This is a genomic window from Pseudomonas sp. LAM2023 (assembly GCF_016620375.1).
Lineage (GTDB): Bacteria > Pseudomonadota > Gammaproteobacteria > Pseudomonadales > Pseudomonadaceae > Aquipseudomonas > Aquipseudomonas anuradhapurensis.
In genome coordinates this window covers 813,477-833,812 of the sequence record NZ_JAENHV010000036.1, presented here as the reverse complement: position 1 = coordinate 833,812, position 20,336 = coordinate 813,477, and the positions used below count along the sequence as shown (strand labels likewise).

Sequence of the window (20,336 nt, the reverse complement as noted above, 5' to 3'; positions counted from 1 at the left end):
GCGCAGCCGCGAAGGCGGCAACGCCGGTACTGGCGCAGGCACGGGTATACCCGCTCCCACAGAGGCTGCGATTGTGCTGTCCGCTGGTTACAGGCAAGTCGCCGCCGCGGCCCGGCGCTGTAGCGCCACGCCATCGTTTTTCTGCGCGTAGAAATCCACCCGAGCCCCACCGGCTTGCGGGTATACATCCACGAACGCTTCGGCTTCACGGGTATAAACCGTGAACCCGCCCTGTTTGCGCGGTTCCAGATAGCCGCTGGCGTCGTCGCCGAACACCTTCTCCTCCTGCCAGCTGAACTGGATGCATTGGGCCACCAGCTCCGGCGCCTTGTGCGAGTCGAGCTGCGCGGTCGGCTTGCCGCCGCGGGCCGTTTCCATGGTTGCAGAAGCACAACCCACCAGCATCAGCGCCGCGGCCATCGGCAGAATCGCACGCATGTTCCATCCTCAGGGTAAAAAAAGAAGGCGACTCTAGCACTGGCAGGCATCGCGAGTGAATTGCCTGGCGCAAACCGCTGTCGCAGCTAAGACATGCCGCCACGAGGAATCGTCATGAAACTGCACTACCTGCTACTTGCTGCACTGCCCTGCCTGCCCCTGGCCGTCGGTGCCGCGCCATCCAGCGAAGAAAGCATCACCGCCCCGGAAACCCACAACCGCGAACTCAAGGTCGGCGACAAGGCGCCTGACCAGTACAAGCGCGATGACCAGGCCCTGAAGGACTGGAAAGGCAAAGGCCTGCCGGCACCGGAGAAGGAAAGCCACTGGGTGCGCATGGGCGATCACTACGTGCTGGTGCAGATCACCAACGGTGTCGTGCTGGCGATCCAGCCAGCGCGCTGAACCTGCCCGCATCAGGCCTTCCGCTCAGCGCTGGCATGGCAAATATTTTTGCCTGCCAGCGAAACCAAATGGAGCATTTCCAGTCTCAGGAGGTGTGCCGCAAACCGTTGCGGATCAAGGACCTATATCGTGATACCCCGTCTTGCAAGCCTTTCGCTGATCGCCGTTGTCCTGCTCACCGCAGGCTGCCATAGCCATCGCTACCATGACGACGACGATGGCTGGCGGGACCGCGACCATGAGCACCGTCACCACCATCGGCATGATCGCCATGACGACGATGATGATGATGACGATCGTGATTACCGCGGTGACCGCTACTACCGCTGAAGCGTCTTCTCCCCCAGATTCGCCGCCCGTGCGCGGCACCTTTACCTTATGATTCCTTCGAGGTTCGTATCATGCGTGTGACTCTGCCTTCCCTTGCCCTTGGCCTGCTGCTGTGCCAGGGCGCTTTCGCCGGTGACGGTACTGCCGCCATTGGCGGTGGCCTGGGTGGTGTTCTGGGTAACGTTGTTGGCCAACAGATCGGCGGCCGCACTGGGGCGGCCATTGGCGCCGGCCTCGGCGGCGCAGCCGGCAGTGCGGTAGGCGCAAGCAAAGGCAACCGTACCGAAGCTGCCATCGGCGGTGGCCTGGGCTCGGCTGGCGGTTCGCTGCTGGGCGGCGCGGTGGGCGGCAAGACCGGCTCCACCGTGGGCGCCGGCCTGGGCGGCGCGGCCGGTGGCGCCATCGGCAACCACCTGGGCGACAATGGCGGCAGGCACCACCGCCGTCACCGCCACTGATCCCGGTGACCAAGGGGCCGCAATGCGGCCCCTTCTGTTTTGCAAACCCTGCAGTACATCAATACCCCCTTCAGCACAATCCGGCACACTGCCTGCTACTGTCTAACGTGCCCCTGTGTGAAGGAACACCCCCTCCCCATGAACCAAGAGCTGCTCTGGGTCCTCGGCCTGCTGGCCATCGTCATCGTCCTGTTCGTCATCAACCGCCCGCGCATGGACGTGGTCGCGCTATTGGTGATCCTCGCCCTGCCGCTGTCGGGCATCCTCAGCGTGGAGCAGGCGCTGGCCGGTTTCAGCGACCCCAACGTGGTGCTGATCGCCGCCCTGTTCGTGATCGGTGAAGGCCTGGTGCGCACCGGCATCGCCTACCGCATCGGCGAGTGGATGAGCGAGCGCGCCGGCAACAGCGAAGCCCGCCTGCTGGTGCTGCTGATGGTGGCCGTGGCGGGGCTGGGGTCGATCATGAGCTCCACTGGCGTGGTGGCGATCTTCATTCCGGTGGTGCTGAGCATCGCCGCGCGCCTGCAGCTTTCGCCCAGCCGGCTGATGATGCCACTGGCCTTCGCCGGCCTGATCAGCGGCATGCTCAGCCTGGTGGCCACGCCGCCCAACGTGGTGGTGCACAGCGAGCTGGTGCGCCATGGCGAAGCAGGCTTCAGCTTTTTCAGCTTTACCCCGTTCGGCCTGGTGGTGCTGGTGCTGGGCATCGGCTACATGCTGCTGACCCGGCATTGGCTGAATGGCGAGGTGCGCAAGGATGGCCGGGTGGAAAGCCGGCGCACCTTGCTCGACCTGGTGCTGGACTACAAGCTCAATGGCCGCGAACGGCGCCTGCGCATCCGCCCGCATTCGCCGCTGATCGGCCATACCCTGGGCGAACTGGAACTGCGTACCCGGCATGGCGCCAACGTGATCGGCATCGAGCGCCAGCACAAGTTCACCACGCGGGTGATCGCTGCCGACTCGGCTAGCGTGCTGCAGCAGGGTGACGTGTTGCTGCTGGACCTGTTTGCCAACCATGACGACCTGCGCAGCCTGTGCCAGTCCATGCAGCTGGAGCCATTGCACTTCAAGGCAGCGTACTTCATCGACCAGTCCCAGGAGCTGGGCATGGCCGAGGTGTCGCTACCACCCGGCTCGCAACTGATTGGCAAGAGCATCCTCGAACTGGCCTTTCGCACCCGTTTCGACCTCAACGTGGTTGGCCTGCGCCGCGAACAGGCGGCGATCGACGCGCAACTGGTGGAAGAGAAGCTGCGCCTGGGTGACACCCTGCTGGTGGTCGGCCCATGGAAGGCGGTGCGCCAGCTGCAAAGCCGGCCCAAGGACTTCCTGGTCCTGAGCCTGCCTGCGGAAATCGACCTGGTCGCGCCCGCGCGCAGGCGCGCACCGCAGGCGCTGCTGAGCCTGGCGGTGATGGTCGGCCTGATGGTCAGCGGCGCGGTACCCAACGTCATCGCCGCGCTGATCGGCTGCCTGCTGATGGGCGCAGGCCGCTGCATCGACATGAACAGCGCCTACCGGGCCATCCACTGGCAAAGCCTGGTACTGATTGTCGGCATGCTGCCCTTTGCCCAGGCGCTGCAGAAAACCGGCGGCATCGACCTGGCCGTAAGCGGGCTGGTCAGCCTACTCGGCGGTGCCGGCCCAGGCGCCATCCTGGCCTGCCTGTTCGCGGTCACCGCGCTGATCGGCCTGTTCATCTCCAACACCGCCACTGCGGTACTGATGGCCCCGGTAGCCGTCAGCACCGCCGCACAGCTGGGCATGTCACCCTACCCGTTCGCCATGACCGTGGCGCTGGCCGCCTCGGCCGCGTTCATGACCCCGGTTTCTTCGCCGGTCAACACACTGGTGCTGGGCCCCGGGCAATACCGCTTTGCCGACTTCGTCAAGGTCGGCGTGCCATTCACGCTACTGGTGATGCTGGTGACCGTATTGATGGTGCCGTGGTTCTTCGGGCTGTGAGGCAACTGGCACGCAATGAAGGCAGTTTGACATTATCCCGGCCGATCGCGGCAGATTGACATCAAGTACCCTGACGAAACACACTGATACGTCATTGCCCCAGGTGCTTCAAGCCGTTGTCCTGGATTTCGTTTCCGCTCTGCCGGTCGAGCCCATGGTTTTTCCAGCCCAATCGCGCCTGTTGCACGTCGTCATCTTGCTTGCCCTGACCTTCGCCCTCACCCTGGGCGGTATCCTGGCCCGCCCGATCGAATCGCTGTCGCTGTTCTGGCCGGTCAATGCGGTACTGGCCGGGGTGCTGCTGCGCTTCCCCCGGCAGGCCACGCTGGCGGGCTTCGCCCTGGTCTGGCTGGCCATGGTTGGCGCCGACCTGCTGTGCGGCAGCGCCTGGGTACCGGCCCTGTGGTTCAACCTGTGCAACCTGGGCATGGTCGTCACGCTGTGGCTGTTGCTCTCGCGTTTGCCACGCCTGCACCAGCGCATGCGTACCCCCCACGGCGTGGTCAGCGTGTTCGCCGCTTGTGCCGCCGGTGCCATGGTAGCGGCCAGCATGGCAACGGTGATGGCTGCCCCCTGGTTCGAACAGTCCTTGCGTGCTACCTGGCTGGCCTGGTTCAGCGAACAGTTCTCTACCAGCGTGCTGGTGCTGCCGGTGCTGCTCACGGCCCCCTCGGCGCGTGCCCTGGTGCGTGGCGGCGCCCAGGCGATCCGCCTGGCGCCGTTGCTGGTACTGCTCGCCTCGCTGGCGCTCGGCATTGCTTTCGGCGGCCCCGGGGCCATTGCGTTCCCGATTGCCGCGCTGTTGTGGTGCGCCTGGACGTATTCACCGTTTCTGGTTGCCCTGCTGACGCTTACCGTGGGCAGCACGCTGATTGTCGCGGTGGCGCAAAACCTCATGCATTTCATCGTGCCGCAGAGCGAGCCGGGCGTGACCACCCTGATGTCTGCGCGCCTGGGCATCGCCATGCTGGTGCTCGGGCCGCTGGTGGTCGCCTGCGTCAGCCAGGCCAACCGCAGCCTCATGGCGCGCCTGGCGCATCAGGCCAGCATCGACCACCTCACCGGCGTGCTCACCCGCAGTGCCTTCACCCGCCGCGCCAATGCCCTGCTGGACAGCCGTCAGCAACACGCCCAGGCGCTACCACTGACGCTGATGATGCTGGATATCGACCACTTCAAGGCGATCAACGATGCCCATGGCCATGCGGTGGGTGACCAGGTGCTGCGCCAGTTCGCCGCTGCCTTGCAAGACCAGCTGCACGATAGCGAACTGTTCGCCCGCCTGGGCGGCGAGGAGTTCGTGGTGATCATTCCGGGCCTGGCGCCCGACCGCGCCAAGTTCACTGCCGAACGCCTGCGCCGCGCGGTGCAGGACCTGCATGTGCTGCAGGCCGACCAGCGCCTGCAGATTACCGTGAGTATTGGCCTGGCCGGTTGTGCCGCCGACACGCCAGCCCCCACCCTGGACGAACTGCTGGCGCGCGCCGACCAGGCGCTGTACCGGGCCAAGGCGCATGGCCGCAACCGCGTGGAGCAAGCCGAGGCCCAGCGCCAGGTGATCTGAGCTAGCTGACCAGCAAGTCCCATGACAGCTTGGCGATCAGCACGCACAACAGCACCAGGAACAGCCCGCGTACAAAACCCGCCCCCTTGCGCACCGCCAGCCAGGTACCGGTCAGCGCGCCAAGGACGTTGCACGCGGCCATGGGCAGGGCGATGGCGTACAGCACATTCCCCGAGGGCACGAAGAACACCAGCGCCGCCAGGTTGGTGGCGATGTTGACCACCTTGGCCGACGCCGAGGCGTGCAGGAAGTCCAAGGCGAAGAAGCGAATGAACAGGAAGATCAGGAAGCTGCCGGTGCCCGGCCCGAACAGGCCATCGTAGAAGCCGATCGCGCCGCCGATCAGTATTGCCAGGCACTGCTCCTTGCGGCCGATCTTCGCCGGTGTGTGCAAGGTGCCGAAATCCTTCTTGCAGAAGGTGTAGATGGCCATCAGCACGATCAGCACCAGCACCGCCGGGCGCATCACGCTGGGTGGCACCAGCGACACCGTGGCAGCGCCGGCAAACGACATGACAAAGGCACTGAGCGCCGCCGGCACGATCAGGCCCCAGTCCAGGGTCACCTTGCGAATGAACGAACGGGCCGCGAAGGCCGTGCCACAGACCGACGCCAGCTTGTTGCTGCCGAGCAGTGCCGCCGGTTGCGCCGTGGGCAACACGTTGAACAAGGCCGGAATCTGGATCAGCCCGCCGCCGCCGACGGCGGCGTCGATCAGCCCGGCGGCAAAGGCGAACACGGAGAGCACAGCGATATCCATCATGATGCGATTCCAGGCAGTGAAGACGCCCGCAAGGCTAATCAAAGTGCTGCGCTTGTGTTGAAATGCCGCATTGCGAAAACTGCAACAAGGAACAGCCAATGGCATTGGACATGCTGCGGGAAATCCAGGCGTTCGTCAGCGTGGCGCACAAGCGCAGCTTCGTTGCTGCCGCCCGCGCGCTGGGCCGCTCGCCAAGCTCGGTAACACGCGCAGTACAGGCCCTCGAAGACAACGCCGGTAGCAAGCTGCTGAACCGCAACGCCAGCGCCGTTACCCTGACCGAAGCCGGCGAGCGCCTGTTGCCCCACGCCGAGCGCTTGCTGGATGTGCAACGTGACGCCGCCGATGAGCTGGCCGCGCTCAGCGGCAGTGCACAGGGCTGGATCCGCTTCGCCGTGCCCCAGCTGCTGGGTGAACATGTGCTGCCCCAGGTACTGGCCGAGTTTTCCCGCCGCCACCCCCAGGTGACACTGGACGTGCAGTACAGCGACGGGGCCCTCGACCCACTGCAAGGCAAATTCGACTTCGTGGTGCGCGGCGCCTTTCCGCAATCGAGCGAATTGATCGGTTACCCGCTGTGGGATTACCAGCGCCACCTGTATGCAAGCCCGGCATACCTGGCAGCGGCAGGTGCGCCACAGCACCCCGAGGACCTGCAAGGGCATGCATTGATCCTGCACACCGCCCCACGCATCCTCAAAGCCTGGCACTTTTGCCGTGACGGCCAGATCACCAGCCTGCGGCCCAGGCCGAGGTTGCGCCTGGATTCAGGCGACGCGGTGTATCACTGCACGCTGGCCGGTGCCGGTATCGCCCGCCTGGCTGCCTGGGTCGGCGAAGCGCAGGTCAGGGCTGGGCGCCTGGTGCGGGTATGCCCGCATTACCGCCTGACCTCCAGCAGCGGCCAGGACCCACAGATGCATGCCGTCTACCCTGCCGGAGAACTACCGGCGCGGGTACGAGACTTGCTCGCGGCGCTGCGCCGCGCCGGCATGGCCTATTGAAACACCTGGAAACGGCTGTTCAAATTCTGCTCAATTTAACAGAGCCCGCCGTACGCTTGGCTTGCAGCACTTTATCCACAGACCTACCCACGTTTTTTGTGGACAGATTTCCCAGCGTAAAGAACGACTTATCGTACAAATCGGTAGGGTGAATCGGCCAAACGACAACAGCGACAGGCCCGCCCGAAAGCCGGGCAGGCCGCGCAGATGTGGGGTGTGCAGGAATCGAGTTCAGCTTGGCGGGATAGTGCCAAGAATACCTATCAGCAGGGTCAGCAGCAGAAAACCACCCAGGAACAGCGCGAGCTTGCCCATCGGAACCTCAACAGTGTGGATGCGGGAATGGGCCTATTGTCCGGCTTGGGCTGATACGGTTACAGATGCAGGTTTGTGGAAAAAAAGCGGATCAGATGCCCAGCCCTGCTTTGTGTCGCTGGTTGCGCAGCAGCGCCCGGATCCCGAGGTTCGGAAGGCTGCCCAGGCATTCACGCTGTGCTAGGGTCAACCGCTCGAACCCGCCAAGGAGTGCCACCCCGCCATGATCGCTTTCGCCGACAACACAGCCCTGCTGCTGATCGACCTTCAGGCGGGCATTCACCACCCACGCCTGGGCCGGCGCAACAACCCGGAAGCCGAACTGCGCATGGGCGAGCTGCTGGCTGCTTGGCGTCACTTGGCGCGCCCGGTGGTTCATGTGCGCCACCTGTCACGCGCGGTGGATTCGGTGTTCTGGCCAGGCCAGTCCGGTTGCGAATTCCAGCCTGCGTTCACGCCACTGGCGAGCGAAACGGTGTTCGACAAGCATGTGCCCGACGCCTTCGCCAACTCCGGGCTGGAGCGCTGGCTGCACACCCGCGGCATCAACCAGCTGGTGATCGCCGGGGTGATAACCAACAACTCCGTGGAGTCCACCGCCCGCTCGGCGGGCAACCTCGGTTTCGACGTGGCGGTGGTCGAAGATGCCTGCTTCACCTTCGACCAGCGCGACCTGCAAGGCCGGCTGTGGCCTGCGGAGGACGTACATGCGCTTTCGCTGGCGAACCTGGCCCTGGATTATGCGCGCATCTTGCGCACCGAACAGGTACTGGCTGGCAGCAGGCTTGCGGGCGGCCGCTGACCCTCCAGTGTTTGTATCTTCATGTGTACAGACTGAACGCTGATACACAACCATGCGCCTGCAGGCCGTGCGGAAATATCCCTGATACAGCCTTCATCTTTACTGGTAACCATCAACCCGCACCGATGGCTTCGCCAAGGAGATGCCCAATGCCTGCCCGCCACTCGAGCACTGCCCTGCCACGCCGTTTCAGCCGTACGCTGCTTGCCTGTGCCCTGCTGCCGCTTGGCCTGATGGCGGCGAATACCGCCACGGCTGCGCCACAGAAGGCCCAGCCAGCCACCAGCGTGGCGGATGACTTCGGCCCGCTGAAACACATCAACGCCGGCGTGCTCGACATAGCCTATGTCGAGCAAGGCCCGGCCGACGGCCCGGTGGTGATCCTGTTGCATGGCTGGCCCTACGACATCCACAGCTTCGAACATGTCGCACCTGCCCTCGCCGCCAAAGGCTACCGGGTGTTGGTGCCCTACGTTCGCGGCTATGGCCAGACCCGTTTCCTGTCTGCCGCCACCCCACGCAACGCCCAGCCCGCGGCGCTGGCCAGCGACGTCATCGCGTTGATGGACGCGCTGCACATCCAGCGTGCCGTGCTCGCCGGCTTCGACTGGGGCGCACGCACGGCCGACATCGTCTCGGCACTGTGGCCCGAGCGGGTCAAGGCGCTGGTGTCGGTCAGCGGTTACCTGATCAGCAGCCAGGAAGCCGCCAAGGCCCCCCTGCCCCCCAGCGCCGAACTGCAATGGTGGTACCAGTATTACTTCGCCACTGCACGCGGCCAGGCCGGCTATGAGCAGAACCGCCATGCCTTCGCCAAACTGATCTGGCAAACCGCCTCACCCAAGTGGGCCTTCGACGATGCCACCTTCGAGCGCAGTGCCAAGGCCCTGGACAACCCCGACCAGGTGGCGATCACCGTGCACAACTACCGCTGGCGGTTGGGCCTGGCCCAAGGCGAAACACGCTACGACCCGCTTGAAGCCAGGCTGGCCCGCTTCCCCAGCATTGGCGTGCCGACCATTACCCTGGAGGGCGACGCCAACGGCGCCCCGCATCCACCAGCCGAAGCGTATGCACAGCGCTTTACCGGCAAGTACCAGTACCGACTGATCAGCGGCGGCATTGGCCACAACCTGCCCCAGGAAGCACCGCAGGCGTTCACCCAGGCGGTAGTGGATGCGGATCACCTTTAACGTCACGGCCGGCAATTGCTACAGAACGTTTCAGAAAGCACGGCAGGCCGAGGATTGAGCCGAGTGGATGGCCTGCCCTGCTCGCAACCGATGGCGGCCAGCTAGTACGGGGGGTGGAGACAGGTTGGTTAGACACGGGTTGAAACGAGGGTTGTAGGATACTTTCCCAGCCGATGTAGGACGTTTCCCATCAATAAGCAACGCCTGTACGAAACATCAGTTTCTCCAGCAAATTCGAGCTGCTACGGTCCAGTTTTCCTACAACGGCAAGGAGGCCTACAGCATGAGAACAGCATGGACCCATTCAATGCCTCGGCCCTGAAACTGCAGAAAAATCTACTCAACCTGCGCCTGGAGCGTGATCGCCTGAGGAGGGAGGGCAAGGACAAGGAAGCGGACGAACTCGCGGAAACGATTGCCCATATAGAAGAGACGATCCGCAAACTACCCGACGGCATGAAGCCGATGACCTTGCAATAGACGCTGCGAAAGGGGTCACAGGTCGCCAGACTGGGGCGCTTAGACAGGTGCGCCACCGCCTTTATCCCTACCGTTAGTCGGATATATCCAGGGGTTCCAACGCGACGGCTAGCCTTCAGCCTAGCGTCAGGGATAACGCTAAACATAGGGTCCAGGAAGGGCCACTCCGCCTCGTCGTCCCGACGCTCTATCTGCTGAGGAGACGACAATGAAAATAACCCTGAAACGGTTGGCGTGCCTGGGTGCAAGCTTTACCAGCGCGCTAGCCATGGCCGATGCGGCCAGCCCCCCGGTGCTGTCACCTGCAATTCCCTTCGACGTCACCGCCACGCCCCCCTTCACCCTGGACAACCTGCAACACGATTTCGACGTGCTGTCGTGGCAGACCTTCGTCGCCCTGAACTGGCCTGCCAATGCCGACGGCAGCGCCAACACCTCGGTGAAGATCGGTGCGCCGGGGCAGACGGTGTGGGAGTCGTGGAAGGAAAGCTACGAGATTTTCCTGCCCAAAGGCCAGAAGCCGGTCGCCTGGAACCAGAAGGCGCCGCTACCCGCCGCCTGCCAAGGCAAGGGGGACCTGCCGGTGCTGCAGCAGATGGGCAAGGTCGCCGGCGTGCTCGACGAGTTCATCCAGCCGTTCAAGACCGGCCCACTGGTCGACCAGAGCGGCACCTACACGCGCAATGCGATCATGGTCAACCAGCCAATGTTCGATGACATCGTCAACAATGGCCTGTACAGCAAGGAAGGCCAGCAAGCGTTCCTCGGCAAGGCCGACAACCGCATCGCCTTCGCCTGCGGCTCGCAAAAGGCCCAGCAGGTCGGCGCGATCATGGTCAAGTCGGCCTGGAAAGTGCTCGACGGCAGCGACAACCCGGCGGATTTTCACGCCGTCGACGCGCTGGTCTACACCCCCGGCAACGCCGACCCGAACAAGGGCGCGTTGATTCCCGAGTCGTGCAGCGCGCAGAAGGTCGGGCTGGTCGGCCTGCACATCGTGCACAAGACCAGCAGTGCCCCGCAGTGGGTATGGTCGAGCTTCGAACACGTGCGCAACGTGCCGGAAAAGACCACGCCGGTCAACGAGCGCAAAGGCCCCTACCTGTTCTACAACGCCCAGGCCAGCGACCGCCCGGTGAACGAGCCGCCGACACCACCGTGGGACCCGTCGAAGAAGGCCACGCCTTCGCAGATCGTGCGGGAAATTCCGCTCACCGCAGCTACCCACCAGCTCAACGCACAATGGCAAAGTGCGCTCAAGGGCACGGTGTGGGCCAACTACCAGTTGATCAGCACCCAGTGGCCGACCGACCCCGCCGATGACTGCCAGGTACCGTCGGCAACCAACCCGCTGGGCACGCCTGCGCCGAACTTCCTGGCGAACGCCACGCTGGAAACCTACAACCAAGGCACCACGCCGCAGGCGTCATCCAGCTGCATGGAGTGCCACAACAACGCGACCACTCGCGTGACCCAGTCACCGCGCACCAGCTTCGCCGATTTCACCTTCCTGCTTGAACGTGCCCAATCCACAGGCGCCAAGGAGTGATGCCATGAGCGACCCGAACCTGCAGAATTTCATCGAATTGTCCGCTGCACTCACCGGCCTGTCAGCCGACCGGCTGGCGCCTTCCGTCGACCCGATCAACCTGCCACCGCTGTTCTTCGCCACCACCCAGCAAGGCATGGGCACCGCAGCGTTCAGTAACCTGCTGGAGCTGTACGTCAGCCTCAAGGGCCAACCCCCTGCGCAGATCGCCAGCGCCGTACTCGGCAACTCGGACCCGCAGATTGCCCAAGGCGCGCGCTCGATCATGAAGCTGTGGCTGCTTGGCAGTTGGTACCAGCCGTATGACCAAGGCAGCGCGCACAAGGGCGACATCAGCGTGGTGTCCGACCAGGCTTACAAGCAAAGCTGGGCGTGGAAGATCGCCCAGTCCCACCCCATGGGCTACAGCCAGTTCCACTTCGGCTACTGGGCCGAGCAGCCCCCCACCCTCAAGCAGTTCACCGGTGTCGACGCCAAGGAAGGGCAGCAGCCATGAGCAACGTACAGACCCAAAGTATCGAAACCGCCGATGTGATCGTGGTGGGCGCCGGTATGGCCGGCAGCGTCATGGCCTACCAGTTGGGCCTGGCCGGCTTGAAAGTGTTGGTGCTCGAGTCTGGCCCGGCCATTCCGCCGAACCGTAGCGAATACCTGGAGCGCTTCTACACCGCCGTGCTCAAGGCGCCCGAGTCACCCTACCCACCCGAGCAGAGCGAGCAGACACCGGCCACGCAGTTCGCGCCACGGGCAACCATCCAGGACCTGATAACTGCTGGCAGCAGTGACCCGAACAAGGCGCAGAAGAGCTACCTGGTACAGCAGGGACCGCTGCTGTTCGCCAGCACCTATGAACGGGTGGGCGGCGGCACCATGTGGCACTGGATGGGCACGGCCCTGCGCCTGTTGCCCAACGACTTTCGTATGCGCAGTGTGTACCAGGTCGGGGTCGACTGGCCGATCAGCTACGACGACCTGCAAACCGCCTATTGCCGCGCCGAGGAAGAGATAGGCGTGTCCGCCGATGTCGCGTCGCAGAGCTACCTCGGCGTGACCTTCCCGCCAGGCTACAAATACAGCATGCACGGCATTCCGCCGTCATTGGTCGACCAAGGCCTGGGCAAGGCCGTCGATGGCACCCAGTACCAGGGGTTCACCCTCAAGGTACGGCAAACACCGGCCGGGCGTAATTCGCAGAACGACAACGGCCGCCGGGTGTGCGCCGGCAACACCAGTTGCACGCCGATCTGCCCGATCCAGGCCAAGTACGACGCCACCGTGACCATGGCCAAGGCGCTGGATACCGGCAATGTGCGCATCCTTTACCAGAGTGTGGCGAGCAAGGTGCAGGTCGATGCCAGCGGCGTCACCGGCATCGAGTACATCCAGTACCAGAACGACGGCACGCGGCAGAACGGCCTGGCCCAGGGGAAACGCTACGTGATCGCCGCCCACGCGATCGAAACGCCGAAACTGCTGCTCAACTCGGTCGGCCCGCACAGCCCCAACGGCGTGGCCAACAGCAGCGGCCAGGTCGGCCTGGGGCTGTCCGACCACCCGGTATACCTGGCCTGGGGCCTGATGCCCGAAGGCAAGCCGCTGTTCCCGTTCCGCGGGCCGCTGTCCACCTCGGGGATCGAGGACATGCGCGACGGCGCGTTCCGCAGTCAGCGTGCCGCCTGGCGTATTGAGATCGGCAACGAGGGCTGGAACTGGTCGGCGAATGATCCGTATACCACGGTCTGCGATTACATCGACGGCACCAACATCGGCGGTGCCAACCCCAGCCAGCAGGCGTTGTCCGGCACGGCACTGGTGCAGCAGCTCAACAGCGTGCTGACCCGCCAGTTCCGCCTGGGCTTCCTGGTCGAGCAACTGGAGCAAGACCCGGACAAGGCGATTTGCCGGGTAGAGGTGTCGAAGACGTTCACCGATGGCCTGGGCCTGCCTCGGCCACAGATCACCTACGACTTCTCCAACTACACCAAGGAGGGATTCAAGCAGGCGCGCCTGGCCGCCACGCACATCATCACCGAACTGATGGGCGCCACCGAGCTGACCGACTTCGCGCCCAAGGTGGGCCCGGGGCCGCAGACGGTGTTCGAGTATGACGGCCAGCACTATCCATTCTTCGGCGCCGGCCACCTGATGGGCACTTACCGGATGGGCTCGGACAGCAGGAAATCGGTGGTGAACAAGGACCAGCGCAGTTGGGACCACCCCAACCTGTTCCTGGTCGGTGACGGCGTATTCCCCACCACCGGCACCGCCAACCCGACCTTGACCATCACCGCGCTGACCTTCCAGGCCGCCGACGTGGTTGCCAGCGACCTCCTCAAGCGTACCGTGCAGGTGCAGGCCAACCAGGCCTGGCAGGGCACCGGCGTGCAGGTCAACGGGCAGAGCTGGCAACTGGCAGTGTGCACCGGTGGGCAGTGGACGGCCAACCCGGTCACCGGGATGGTCGGCGCGGCGGGCAACCCTGGGTTCATCGCCAAACCCGGCTACACCTTGCCCGGCCAACCGGAAGGAGCGCTGATCGGGCGTATCGGCAACAGCGGCGTGCCGTTCCTGGTCGGCAACCAGGCACAGTTGCCGCGTGGCCAGCAGGGCGAGTTGCAGCTGTGCATCAATGACGACCTGGCCGGGCGTTACGGGGCTGGCCTGAGCGATAACCTGGGCAGCCTGGCGGTGGAGGTGCGTTTCGGGTCGGTGTAGGGGCGGTCATAACAACCCCACAGGTACACGTCGATGGCAAGGACCTTCGCGCATTAAGCGAAGTGGGCCAGCGAGCAAGGGCCGGACGTGGTGGGGTTGTTGAACCGGGCGCAAAGGCTGAGCTGAAGAAACGACAAAGGGGCCACGGAGGGCCCCTTTCTCTTGCTGTGATTCCCAAGTGTTCCCGAGACGCCCCCATTTGAAGGGGAAACAGCCGTGAACATCAACTGAATCAGGCAGTTATATGGCGGAAGCGTAGAGATTCGAACTCTAGGATAGTTGCCCATCGACGGTTTTCAAGACCGTTGCCTTAAACCACTCGGCCACGCTTCCAGCTCGTTTTGCGGCCGCCATCATACCGTAATGAAACAAGCTGTCAAACTCTCTGTGTCGCGGGTTGCGGCGGCTCTGATAGACTCCACACATCTGAACGTTCGAAACCACAGGTTCATCAAGGAGTGTCGCCATGCGCGAACAGGATTACGCCGTACACCACGGCCAGCAGGTCGAGCAGCAGGAGATCAGCAAGGTCCTGCGCAACACGTACAGCCTGCTGGCGCTTACCCTCGCCTTCAGCGGTGTCATGGCCTTCGTGGCCCAGCAGATGCGCGTCGGCTACCCGAACGTGTTCGTGGTGCTGATCGGCTTCTACGGGTTGTTCTTCCTCACCAACAAATTGCGTGATTCGGCCTGGGGCCTGGTGTCCACCTTCGCCCTCACCGGCTTCATGGGCTTCATCCTCGGCCCGATCCTCAACCGTTACCTGGGCATGGCCGGTGGCGCCGAGGTGGTGAGCTCGGCATTTGCCATGACCGCGCTGGTGTTCGGTGGCCTGTCGGCCTATGTGCTGATTACCCGCAAGGACATGAGCTTCCTCAGCGGTTTCATCACCGCGGGCTTCTTCGTTCTGCTGGGGGCTGTCGTAGCCAGCTTCTTCTTCCAGATCAGCGGCCTGCAACTGGCGATCAGCGCCGGCTTCGTGCTGTTCTCGTCTGTGTGCATCCTGTTCCAGACCAGCGCGATCATTCACGGCGGCGAGCGCAACTACATCATGGCAACCATCAGCCTGTATGTATCGATCTACAACCTGTTCGTCAGCCTGCTGCAACTGTTTGGCATCATGGGTCGCGATGACTGATTGGGTGCTGCCTGAAAAAGCCCGCTTCGGCGGGCTTTTTTGTGGGAGCGGGTTGCGGGATGCGCTTCGATCATGCCGCCTTCGTGCATGCCACTACCCCAAATCCATCATCACCCGTAGAATGCGCTCCTTTTTTCTCCAGGGCAGCTTTCAGCCATGAGCTCACACGAACACAGCCTAGGCGCAGCGGCGCCTGCCGATGAACTGGTGCTTGGCCTGGAAGACAGGCCACGGCCATTGATCGGCCTGCTGGCCGCGCTGCAGCACCTGCTGGCGATCATCGTGCCGATCGTCACCCCTGGCCTGCTGATTTGCCAGGCGCTGGGCGTTTCCGCGCGGGATACCAACCTGATCGTATCGATGTCGCTGGTGATCTCCGGCATCGCCACCTTCGTCCAGTGCAAGCGGTTCGGGCCGTTCGGTGCCGGGCTGCTGATCGTCCAGGGCACCAGCTTCAACTTCGTCGGGCCGCTGATTGCCGGTGGCGCGCTGATGGTCAAGCAAGGCACGCCAGTGGAAAGTGTGATGGCGGCAATCTTCGGCGTGGTCATCGCCGGCTCGTTCGTCGAGATGGGCGTGTCGCGCATCCTGCCCTTCGTCAAACGCCTGATCACGCCGCTGGTGACCGGCATCGTCGTGCTGATGATCGGCCTGACCCTGATCAAGGTCGGCCTGATCAGCATGGGCGGTGGTTTCGGCGCCATGGCCAACGGTACGTTCGCCAATGGTGAGAACCTGCTGCTGTCGGGCGTGGTGCTGGCGATCATCGTCGTCCTCAACCGCATCCCGGTGGTATGGATGCGCAGCTGCGCCATCGTCATCGCCCTGGCGGTCGGCTATGCGCTGGCGGGCTACCTGGGCCGCCTCGACTTCACCGGCATGCATCAGGCCGCGCTGTTCCAGGTTCCGACACCGCTGCATTTCGGCCTGGGCTTCTCCTGGGCACTGTTCATTCCGATGCTGGTGATCTACCTGGTGACTTCGCTGGAAGCCATCGGCGACGTCACTGCCACCAGCAAGGTGTCGCGCCAGCCGGTCGAAGGGCCGCTGTGGATGCAGCGGATCAAGGGCGGCGTGCTGGTCAACGGGGCCAACTCGCTGCTGGCTGGTTTCTTCAACACCTTCCCGAGCTCGATCTTCGCGCAGAACAATGGCGTGATCCAGTTGACCGGTATCGCCAGCCGCCATATCGGCATCTGGATCGCTGCAATGCTGGTGCTGCTGGGCCTGTTTCCGAGCGTTGCCGGGGTGATCCAGGCGGTACCGGAGCCAGTACTGGGTGGCGCGGCCATGGTCATGTTCGGCGCGGTTGCCGCTTCGGGTATCAATATCCTGGCCAGTACCCGGCTGGATCGTCGCGCCCTGCTGATCATCGCGGTGTCGCTGGCACTGGGCCTGGGCGTGGCACAGGTGCCGGAGTTCCTGGCGCACATGCCGGCAGCGATTCGCAATGTGCTGGAGTCGGGTGTGGCGACTGGGGGGATTTGCGCGCTAGTGCTGAACTGGTTCCTGCCGGAGGGCAAGGAGCAGGCTTGAGTTCACTCAGCCCTTGCGCGGTTTCTGTAGGAGCGGCCTTGCAGCCCATCGCGACGCAAGGCCGCTCCTACAAGGGCCCGCATGGGCCTGGCGATTGATGCGCAACAGAAAACCCGGCCCGCATGCACAAGCGGGCGCGGGCTTTTTTGCTTTATCATGGCACCATTCCTTTTGCATGAGTTACCCATGAAATTCGCTATCGCGGTGTTCTCCCCGGCCCATGCGCCCTCCTCGCGACGCGCCCTGCGCTTCGCCGAGGCGGTGCTGGCCGGCGGGCATGAGATTGCCCGGCTATTTTTCTATCAGGACGGGGTGCACAGCGCCTCGGCCAACGTGGTCGCGCCCCAGGACGAAGTGGATGTGGCTGGCCAGTGGCGTGCCTTTATCGAGGCCAAGCAGCTGGACGCCGTGGTGTGCATCGCCGCCGCCCTGCGCCGCGGAGTGCTTGATGAAGCGGAGGCCAGTCGCTACCAGCGCCCGGCCGTGAACCTGCCCAAGCCCTGGGAGCTGTCGGGGCTCGGCCAACTGCACGAGGCAGCTCAGGTTGCCGACCGCCTTGTCTGCTTCGGAGGCGACTGAAATGGCCAAATCCTTGTTGATCATCAGCCGCCAGCCCCCCTGGAATGGCCCATCGGCCCGAGAGGCGCTGGACATCGCCCTGGCCGGCGGTGCGTTCGACCTGCCGCTGGGCATGCTGTTTCTCGATGACGGCGTCTTCCAGCTTGCGCCAGACCAGCAGCCCGCTGCCGTGCAGCAGAAGAACCTGGCTGCCAACCTGCAAGCGCTGCCAATGTTCGGCGTGGAGGAGCTGTTCGCCTGCAACCATAGCCTCGCCCGTCGTGGCTTGGCCGCCGACAGCCTCGCACTACCGGTGCAAGTGCTCGACAACGCCGCCCTAGCCGCGCTGATTGCCCGTTTTGACCAAGTGGTAACGCTGTGATGACAACCCTGCATGTGATTGCCCACTCCCCGTTTGGCGACGAGCGCCTGGCCAGCTGCCTGCGCCTGCTCGGTGCCGACGATGCCCTGCTGCTGTGCGGTGACGCGGTATACGCCCTGCGCAGCGACAGCGAGCCGTACCGCCGGTTGCAAGCCGCCGGCCTGGCCGAGCGCCTGTTCGCGCTCGAGGAAGATATGCAGGCCCGCGCAGTCGCCAACGAACTGGCCAAGGCCGTGGACTACACCGGCTTCGTCGAACTGTCGCTGCATTACCACAAGGTCAACAGCTGGCTATGAATACGCTCACCGTTGGCGATCAGGCGATCGCCCTGGACAAGGACGGCTTCCTGGTCGACCTGCAGGACTGGTCACCTGCCGCGGCCGAGGCGTTGGCCGCGCGCGAGGGCATCCCGCTGACTGCGGATCATTGGGAGATCCTCGAACTGCTGCGCCAGTTCTACCAGGAATACCAGCTGTCTCCAGCTACCCGCCCGCTGATCAAGTACACCGCGCTCAAGCTGGGCCCGGACAAGGGCAACAGCCCGCACCTGAACCGCCTGTTCAATGGCACTCCCGCCAAACTCGCCGCCAAGCTGGCGGGCCTGCCCAAACCGACCAACTGCATATGACCCAGCCACGCCCACTCACCCTGGAAACCCCGGCTGAACACCCGTTCGCCGAATTCGTGCGCATTCTTGGCAAAGGCAAGCGCGGCGCGCGTGGCCTGACCCGCGAAGAGGCTCGCGCGGCCATGACCCTGTTGCTGGAAGACAAGGTCGAAGACGCCCAGCTCGGTGCCTTCCTCATGCTGCTGCGGCACAAGGAGGAAAGCGCAGAGGAACTGGCCGGCTTCACCGAGGCGCTGCGCGCGCACCTGCAGGCCCCGCGCATCGCCGTGGACCTGGACTGGCCCACGTATGCCGGCAAGAAGCGCCATCTGCCCTGGTACCTGCTGGCCGCCAAGTGCCTGGCCAGCAATGGTGTGCGCATCTTGATGCATGGCGGCGGCGCACATACCGCCGGGCGCATGTATACCGAGCAACTGCTCGACCTGCTGCAGATCCCCCTGTGCCGCAATTGGGCAGCCGTTGCCGAGGCACTCGACCAGCATCAGCTGGCGTTCTTCCCGCTGCAGGATTGGGCACCGCAGTTGCAGCGCATGATCGACCTGCGCAATACCCTGGGCCTGCGCTCACCGATCCACTCGCTGGCCCGGGTCCTCAACCCGCTGGGCGCACGCTGTGGCCTGCAAAGCATCTTCCACCCCGGTTACCAGGCGGTCCACCGCGAGGCCAGCCGCCTGCTGGGTGACCATGCACTGGTGATCAAGGGCGATGGTGGCGAGATAGAGGTCAACCCTGATGTCATCAGCCACCTTTACGGCACCACGGCAGGCGAGGCTTGGGATGAAGAATGGCCAGCGCTGAGCGAACGCCGCCACGTCAAGCCGCCCAGCCTGCAAGCCGAGCATCTGCTGGCCTTCTGGCGTGGCGAGGTTGAAGACAGCTACGGCGAAAAGGCCGTCATCGCCACCATGGCCCTGGCCCTTCGCGGCTTGGGCCAGGGCCGCGAAGAGGCGTTCGCAACAGCCCACGGCTATTGGCAAGCGCGAAACCAATCGATCTAATCGATTATAACCCCCGGATCTTTGCGCTATTTTTTCGAACGATTTGGCCTAGACTGGGCTCCAACGACAAATCACTTTGTTCCAGGAGCTCACCATGGGCCTTTTGATCGATGGCCGCTGGCATGACCAGTGGTATGAAAACGGCAAGGACGGTACGTTCAAGCGTGAAAATGCCCAGCGCCGCAACCCGCTGCCCGCCCCCGAAGCCGGCCGTTACCACCTGTATGTCTCGCTGGCTTGCCCCTGGGCACACCGCACCCTGATCGTCCGCGCCCTCAAGGGCCTGGAACCACTGGTCGATGTGTCGGTGGTCAGCTGGCTGATGCAGGACCATGGCTGGACCTTCGATCAGCAGCAAGGCTCCTCCGGTGACCAGCTCGACGCCTTGCAGTACCTGCACCAACGCTATACCCAGGATGACCCGCACTACACCGGCCGCGTCACAGTACCGGTGCTGTGGGACAAGCAAGCCAAGCGCATCGTCAACAACGAATCGTCGGAGATCATCCGCATCTTCAACAACGCGTTCAACGAGCTGACCGGCAATACGCTGGACCTCTACCCCACGCCGCTGCGCCCGACCATCGAGGCACTGAACGAGCGTATCTACCCGGCGGTGAACAACGGCGTATACCGCGCAGGCTTCGCCACCACGCAAGAGGCCTACGAAACGGCGTTCGACGAGGTATTCAACGAACTGGACTACCTGGAAGACCTGCTCAGCCGCAACCGCTACCTGGCAGGCGAGTACCTGACCGAAGCCGATGTGCGCCTGTTTACCACCCTGGTGCGCTTCGATGCGGTGTACCACGGCCACTTCAAATGCAACCTGCGGCGCCTGAGCGATTACCACAACCTGTCAAACTGGCTGCGCGAGCTGTACCAGTGGCCGGGGGTGGCGGGCACGGTGAACATGGAGCATATCCAGAAGCACTATTACATGAGCCACAAGACCATCAACCCGAACGGGATCGTGCCCAAGGGGCCGCTGCAGGACTTCAGCCTGCAGCATGATCGCGAGCGGTTGCCGGGCGAAGGGATCTGGCAGGATTAAGGCATTCGGGGCTGCTTTGCAGCCCATCGCGACACAAGGCCGCTCCTACAGGGGCACC

22 protein-coding genes and 1 tRNA gene are annotated in these 20,336 nt (G+C 63.9%); 20 read left to right on the top strand and 3 right to left on the bottom strand.

What is annotated here, in order from left to right:
* Positions 1 to 87: 87 nt before the first annotated feature.
* Positions 88 to 438: a hypothetical protein gene (locus tag JKP78_RS23340; protein WP_186687049.1), complete on the bottom strand. Its 351-nt coding sequence runs from the start codon at positions 436 to 438 to the stop codon at positions 88 to 90.
* A gap of 114 nt (positions 439 to 552) precedes the next feature.
* On the opposite strand from JKP78_RS23340, the gene JKP78_RS23335 reads away from it, so the two are divergent.
* The 5 genes from JKP78_RS23335 (at position 553) to JKP78_RS23315 (ending at position 5,163) form a co-directional block, all read left to right on the top strand.
* Complete coding sequence (locus tag JKP78_RS23335) at positions 553 to 843, top strand: RcnB family protein (protein WP_186687047.1); 291 nt, start codon at positions 553 to 555, stop codon at positions 841 to 843.
* Between the two features lie 132 nt (positions 844 to 975).
* Positions 976 to 1,173: a hypothetical protein gene (locus JKP78_RS23330; RefSeq protein ID WP_186674852.1), complete on the top strand. Its 198-nt coding sequence runs from the start codon at positions 976 to 978 to the stop codon at positions 1,171 to 1,173.
* 71 nt (positions 1,174 to 1,244) lie between these two features.
* Entirely contained in the window at positions 1,245 to 1,631 is a 387-nt protein-coding gene (locus tag JKP78_RS23325; RefSeq protein WP_170030461.1) for a glycine zipper domain-containing protein, read from the top strand.
* A 138-nt stretch (positions 1,632 to 1,769) separates the two neighbouring features.
* Positions 1,770 to 3,599, top strand: a complete 1,830-nt coding sequence (locus JKP78_RS23320) for an SLC13 family permease (RefSeq protein WP_200627767.1) — start codon at positions 1,770 to 1,772, stop codon at positions 3,597 to 3,599.
* Positions 3,600 to 3,738: 139 nt separating this feature from the next.
* A complete protein-coding gene (locus JKP78_RS23315) occupies positions 3,739 to 5,163 on the top strand; it encodes a GGDEF domain-containing protein (protein ID WP_170034208.1) in 1,425 nt (474 codons plus the stop codon).
* Between the two features lies 1 nt (position 5,164).
* Here the strand turns inward: JKP78_RS23315 and JKP78_RS23310 are convergent, their stop codons facing one another.
* Positions 5,165 to 5,926, bottom strand: coding sequence for a sulfite exporter TauE/SafE family protein (locus JKP78_RS23310; RefSeq protein ID WP_200627766.1), 762 nt, complete (start codon positions 5,924 to 5,926; stop codon positions 5,165 to 5,167).
* A 98-nt stretch (positions 5,927 to 6,024) separates the two neighbouring features.
* On the opposite strand from JKP78_RS23310, the gene JKP78_RS23305 reads away from it, so the two are divergent.
* The 7 genes from JKP78_RS23305 to JKP78_RS23275 all read left to right on the top strand — a co-directional run bounded on the left by JKP78_RS23305 (position 6,025) and on the right by JKP78_RS23275 (position 13,984).
* Complete coding sequence (locus JKP78_RS23305; protein ID WP_186687040.1) at positions 6,025 to 6,930, top strand: LysR family transcriptional regulator; 906 nt, start codon at positions 6,025 to 6,027, stop codon at positions 6,928 to 6,930.
* A gap of 538 nt (positions 6,931 to 7,468) precedes the next feature.
* On the top strand, positions 7,469 to 8,047 hold the full coding sequence (locus JKP78_RS23300; RefSeq protein ID WP_186687037.1) for a cysteine hydrolase family protein: 579 nt from the start codon (positions 7,469 to 7,471) through the stop codon (positions 8,045 to 8,047).
* 149 nt (positions 8,048 to 8,196) lie between these two features.
* Positions 8,197 to 9,240: an alpha/beta fold hydrolase gene (locus JKP78_RS23295; RefSeq protein WP_186687034.1), complete on the top strand. Its 1,044-nt coding sequence runs from the start codon at positions 8,197 to 8,199 to the stop codon at positions 9,238 to 9,240.
* A 294-nt stretch (positions 9,241 to 9,534) separates the two neighbouring features.
* Positions 9,535 to 9,720, top strand: coding sequence for a hypothetical protein (locus JKP78_RS23290; RefSeq protein ID WP_186687031.1), 186 nt, complete (start codon positions 9,535 to 9,537; stop codon positions 9,718 to 9,720).
* A 208-nt stretch (positions 9,721 to 9,928) separates the two neighbouring features.
* Complete coding sequence (locus tag JKP78_RS23285; RefSeq protein ID WP_186687028.1) at positions 9,929 to 11,269, top strand: cytochrome C; 1,341 nt, start codon at positions 9,929 to 9,931, stop codon at positions 11,267 to 11,269.
* A 4-nt stretch (positions 11,270 to 11,273) separates the two neighbouring features.
* A complete protein-coding gene (locus tag JKP78_RS23280; protein ID WP_200627765.1) occupies positions 11,274 to 11,765 on the top strand; it encodes a sorbitol dehydrogenase in 492 nt (163 codons plus the stop codon).
* A complete protein-coding gene (locus tag JKP78_RS23275) occupies positions 11,762 to 13,984 on the top strand; it encodes a GMC family oxidoreductase (protein WP_200627763.1) in 2,223 nt (740 codons plus the stop codon). The genes JKP78_RS23280 and JKP78_RS23275 overlap by 4 nt, the downstream gene beginning before the upstream one ends.
* Positions 13,985 to 14,229: 245 nt before the next feature.
* Here the strand turns inward: JKP78_RS23275 and JKP78_RS23270 are convergent.
* Positions 14,230 to 14,317, bottom strand: a tRNA-Ser gene (locus JKP78_RS23270).
* Between the two features lie 133 nt (positions 14,318 to 14,450).
* Here JKP78_RS23270 and JKP78_RS23265 point away from each other — a divergent pair.
* The 8 genes from JKP78_RS23265 (at position 14,451) to JKP78_RS23230 (ending at position 20,278) form a co-directional block, all read left to right on the top strand.
* On the top strand, positions 14,451 to 15,122 hold the full coding sequence (locus tag JKP78_RS23265; protein ID WP_003251184.1) for a Bax inhibitor-1/YccA family protein: 672 nt from the start codon (positions 14,451 to 14,453) through the stop codon (positions 15,120 to 15,122).
* A gap of 156 nt (positions 15,123 to 15,278) precedes the next feature.
* Positions 15,279 to 16,658 (top strand): nucleobase:cation symporter-2 family protein, encoded by a 1,380-nt coding sequence (locus JKP78_RS23260; protein WP_200627761.1) that lies wholly within the window; start codon positions 15,279 to 15,281, stop codon positions 16,656 to 16,658.
* Positions 16,659 to 16,844: 186 nt separating this feature from the next.
* Positions 16,845 to 17,237 (top strand): sulfurtransferase complex subunit TusD, encoded by a 393-nt coding sequence (gene tusD / locus JKP78_RS23255; RefSeq protein WP_200627759.1) that lies wholly within the window; start codon positions 16,845 to 16,847, stop codon positions 17,235 to 17,237.
* Between the two features lies 1 nt (position 17,238).
* Positions 17,239 to 17,598, top strand: a complete 360-nt coding sequence (gene tusC / locus JKP78_RS23250; protein ID WP_200627757.1) for a sulfurtransferase complex subunit TusC — start codon at positions 17,239 to 17,241, stop codon at positions 17,596 to 17,598.
* Positions 17,598 to 17,894: a sulfurtransferase complex subunit TusB gene (tusB, locus tag JKP78_RS23245; RefSeq protein ID WP_200627755.1), complete on the top strand. Its 297-nt coding sequence runs from the start codon at positions 17,598 to 17,600 to the stop codon at positions 17,892 to 17,894. Before tusC ends, tusB begins: the two co-directional genes overlap by 1 nt.
* The gene (locus JKP78_RS23240) at positions 17,891 to 18,226 is read left to right on the top strand and encodes a TusE/DsrC/DsvC family sulfur relay protein (RefSeq protein WP_186687011.1); all 336 of its coding nucleotides are present in this window, start codon (positions 17,891 to 17,893) and stop codon (positions 18,224 to 18,226) included. The genes tusB and JKP78_RS23240 overlap by 4 nt, the downstream gene beginning before the upstream one ends.
* Positions 18,223 to 19,224, top strand: coding sequence for a glycosyl transferase family protein (locus JKP78_RS23235; protein WP_186687009.1), 1,002 nt, complete (start codon positions 18,223 to 18,225; stop codon positions 19,222 to 19,224). The genes JKP78_RS23240 and JKP78_RS23235 overlap by 4 nt, the downstream gene beginning before the upstream one ends.
* Positions 19,225 to 19,318: 94 nt before the next feature.
* Entirely contained in the window at positions 19,319 to 20,278 is a 960-nt protein-coding gene (locus JKP78_RS23230; protein ID WP_186687006.1) for a glutathione S-transferase family protein, read from the top strand.
* Positions 20,279 to 20,336: the final 58 nt, after the last annotated feature.